Source organism: Allocoleopsis sp. (assembly GCF_036703385.1).
GTDB lineage: Bacteria > Cyanobacteriota > Cyanobacteriia > Cyanobacteriales > Coleofasciculaceae > Allocoleopsis.
The window spans coordinates 1-3965 of sequence record NZ_DATNPA010000322.1 but is presented as its reverse complement, the minus strand read 5'-3'; the positions used below and the strand labels follow the sequence as shown (position 1 = coordinate 3965).

The 3965-nt window shown below is 46.5% G+C and carries 1 protein-coding gene and 2 pseudogenes; 1 reads left to right on the top strand and 2 read right to left on the bottom strand.

Annotation, left to right across the window (positions count from 1 at the left end; translation table 11 throughout):
• Window positions 1-426: 426 nt before the first annotated feature.
• Window positions 427-1353: pseudogene (locus V6C93_RS15950) on the bottom strand (DNA-directed RNA polymerase subunit alpha); the annotation flags it as partial.
• A gap of 472 nt (window positions 1354-1825) precedes the next feature.
• On the opposite strand from V6C93_RS15950, the gene dxr reads away from it, so the two are divergent.
• On the top strand, window positions 1826-3025 hold the full coding sequence (gene dxr, locus V6C93_RS15945) for a 1-deoxy-D-xylulose-5-phosphate reductoisomerase (protein WP_333477652.1): 1200 nt from the start codon (window positions 1826-1828) through the stop codon (window positions 3023-3025).
• A 326-nt stretch (window positions 3026-3351) separates the two neighbouring features.
• Here the strand turns inward: dxr and V6C93_RS15940 are convergent.
• Window positions 3352-3965, bottom strand: a pseudogene (locus V6C93_RS15940) (photosystem II q(b) protein); the annotation flags it as partial.

Sequence of the window (3965 nt, the reverse complement as noted above, 5' to 3'; positions counted from 1 at the left end):
AATGTCCCGAACAGACTTACCTGAGTTTCTTTCTTTTAGTCTTCTTGCAGAAGCCGCAGCAGCACTTAAATCTAAGGACAGAATCTCTTCATTGACCCAATTGACTAGCTGATTCCAGGCTGTGGAATTAGCTTCTCGCTTCAGCGTTAATAACTGGGGATTATCTCTTTCTAATACATCAATATTTTGAAGTTTAGAATATGATAAACTAATAGGATTAGTTTGCGACGAATGGGAAGCTCTTTCTCTCCATTGGTTTCCTGATTCTCTTGTAGCTGTATCTTCCCTGTTATCTAACTGTTGTTCTTGTTGTCCACGTTCTTCAAGATTTTGAGGCTGTTGAGAAGTTGCTCCTTCCACAGTAGCATTAGGGAGTTGAGTAGATATACTGTTATTTGACGTAGTTATAGGTATTGCTACTTGTGTTTCATGGGGTAAGGTAATTCCCAAACGTCGCTGCAAGGCTTCAATTACTTCTTCAGCAGATCTTTGACCAAAGTTTTTGATTTCTAAGAGGTCTTCCTGGCTATAATCCAGCAAGTCAGCTACGGAGTTGATTTGTGTCCGCTTCAGGCAGTTATAAGCCCGTACTGACAGTTGCAATTCTTCAATTGGAATTTGACCATTTGGCTCTTGATCATCGGGATATTCGTCTCTAATCGACTTCAGATTAATATCTTTCAAGGGATTGAACAGATCTACCAGAGTCCTAGCCGCTTGACTTAAAGCTTCTTGCGGAGTCAAGCTACCATTCGTCCAGATTTCCACAATTAACCGCTCTTTTTCCAGTGAGCCATCAATCCGAGCATCCTCTACGGTGTAAATTACCTTACTCACTGGCATAAATACGGCATCAATCTGGAGAAAGTCCACAGCCGCCGATTCGTCACGCCCCCGTTCGACAGATCGATACCCTTTTCCTTTTTCAACCCGAAACTCCATCTCTAGCCTTGCTCCCTCGGCTAGAGTAGCAATGTACTGACCTGGATCAACGATTTCCACTTCAGAGGGTAAATCAAACTGAGCAGCTCTCACGGTTGCGGGTCCTGTAATCATGACTCGACCAATTTGGGGCGCAGAGGTATAGCTTTTGAGGACTACTTGTTTCATATTCAGCAGAATTTCCAGAACTTCCTCGCGCACCCCTTCAATGGTGGCAAACTCGTGATTCACTCCGGCAATCCGGACGGCTGTCACGGCTGCACCTTCGAGGTTAGACAGTAGCACCCGTCTCAGAGTGTTGCCAACAGTTGTGCCTTGACCACGTTCGAGAGGTTCCAGGACAAATTTGCCATATTGATTTTGATTCTTGAGGACTTTAGACTCTAGACACTCGATTTGAAATTGCGCCACGTTTAGAATTTTCCTTAGCTCATGCCCATACCTTAAAAATTTTCAGCTTTACGCCAAACGGGAAATATACTGAAATTTTCTTTGTGCAACCCCAGATACTAAGTGAAATCACGCAATCACACTGGAGCATTCAACGAACAGATAAAAGTAGTGAAGGTTTAACCAGCCGCTTACAGCTCGGCTTCTAACTCTTGGGACTGGAAAAAAATCTCATGACCTAGCAACAAGACACTCAGGCAGCGATCGCCCCGTCAGCTAGAAAGCTGTTTTCTCCAAGGCTAAGCTTTACAATACTTCACGATATCGAGGGATCAGCATGTCCCACAGTGTTGGCACCTCAACTCATACTGACATCCCCCAACTTTCGCTGCCAGTACTCTCTCAGTCCTGCCTTAAATATTTCCTACCTAAAGCAGCAAAGCAGTAGCCCAAAGAACCTTATATTAAAAAGGGGCGTAATTCTTAAAGTATTGTGAAAGCAATTAATCTTCTCGGTTCAACTGGCTCCATCGGCACGCAGACTTTAGATATCGTGACGCAGTACCCTGACCAATTCCGGATTGTGGGATTGGCGGCGGGGAGTAATGTTGAAATGTTAGCGTCTCAGATTCGGCAATTTCGACCTGCGATCGCAGCCATCTGTGTAGAAGAGAAATTACCAGAACTTAAAGAGGCAATCAAAGACCTCGACCCCCAACCCATCTTACTAGCGGGAGAAGCTGCGATCGCAGAAGTTGCCCGTTACGGGGATGCAGATATCGTCGTTACTGGTATTGTCGGCTGTGCTGGGTTGTTACCGACCATTGCTGCCATTGAAGCGGGTAAAGATATTGCTCTTGCCAATAAAGAAACCCTAATTGCCGGTGGCCCAGTGGTGCTGCCGTTAATTGAAAAACATGGCGTTAAGCTGCTACCGGCTGACTCAGAGCATTCCGCAATCTTCCAATGTCTTCAAGGCGTACCCAAAGGTGGCTTGCGACGAATTCTGCTGACGGCATCTGGCGGTGCGTTCCGAGATTGGCCTGTAGAAAAGTTAGCAGACGCCAAAGTGACAGATGCCCTGAAGCATCCCAACTGGTCGATGGGTCGCAAGATTACGATAGACTCTGCCACCTTAATGAATAAGGGATTGGAAGTGATTGAAGCTCACTTTCTCTTCGGCATGGAGTACGAGCGCATCGACATCGTTATCCATCCTCAGAGCATCATTCACTCGCTGATTGAGCTGCAAGATACCTCAGTATTAGCTCAATTAGGTTGGCCTGATATGCGCTTACCCCTACTTTATGCCATATCTTGGCCCGATCGCATTTACACGGACTGGGAACCGCTGGATTTAGTGAAAGCTGGCAGCCTAACCTTTAGAGAACCCGACCATGAAAAATATCCCTGTATGCAGCTAGCGTATGCGGCAGGACGTGCGGGAGGTTCCATGCCTGCGGTATTGAATGCCGCGAATGAGCAGGCAGTTGCACTATTTCTAGACGAAAAAATTGGATATTTAGATATTGCGCGTTGTATTGAATACGTGTGCGATCGCCACCAAGCCGACAACTGCCAAAATCCTTCTTTAGATGACATCATAGCAGCCGATCAATGGGCAAGACAGGAAGTTTTGGCGGCTAGGAAGCTATTAGATCGTAAAGCTACAGTAGTGGTTAGCAGCAATTAGACATACCCTAAATTGAATGTCACTGACTTAAGCAAAAAGTAGCCGTTCTTTGAGAAAAACCCAGATTGGGGGGTTTCCCCCCAAACCCCCCACTGGGGGACGGAGTGCCTACCTAGAGACCCCCTGCACAAGGGTTGGTTGGTGAGGTAGGAGAGTTCTTATGTTAGTGCCATTCACCCTAAATTCGTATCTGCAAGCTTCTGTAGAAGCGAAAACTCAACTGATTTCTGCCATTCTCTGAGTTCTTTGCGCCTCTGTGGTTTGTATTAATAATAAAAAAGCGCCCTCTTTTGGAGGGCGCTTTTTTTAAGCTAAGTTCTTAAGAATTAGCCGTTGATAACTGGAGCGGTTAGAGCTACAGGAGCTGCTTCACCAGCCGCCAAGTCGAGGGGGAAGTTGTGAGCGTTACGCTCGTGCATTACTTCAAATCCCAAGTTAGCGCGGTTGAGTACATCAGCCCAGGTGCCAATCACGCGACCTTGTGAGTCGATGATGGACTGGTTGAAGTTGAAACCGTTCAGGTTGAAGGCCATTGTGCTGATGCCCAATGAGGTGAACCAGATGCCGACTACTGGCCATGCACCTAACAAGAAGTGCAAGGAACGGCTGTTGTTGAAGGAAGCGTATTGGAAAATCAAACGACCGAAGTAGCCGTGGGCTGCGACGATGTTGTAGGTTTCTTCTTCTTGACCGAATTTGTAACCGTAGTTTTGAGATTCGGTTTCGGTTGTTTCACGAACCAAGGAGGAAGTTACCAAAGAACCGTGCATTGCGGAGAACAAAGAACCACCGAATACACCAGCCACACCTAACATGTGGAAGGGGTGCATCAGGATGTTGTGCTCAGCTTGGAACACGAACATGAAGTTGAAGGTTCCAGAGATGCCCAGAGGCATTCCATCAGAGAAAGAACCTTGTCCGATGGGGTAGATCAGGAACA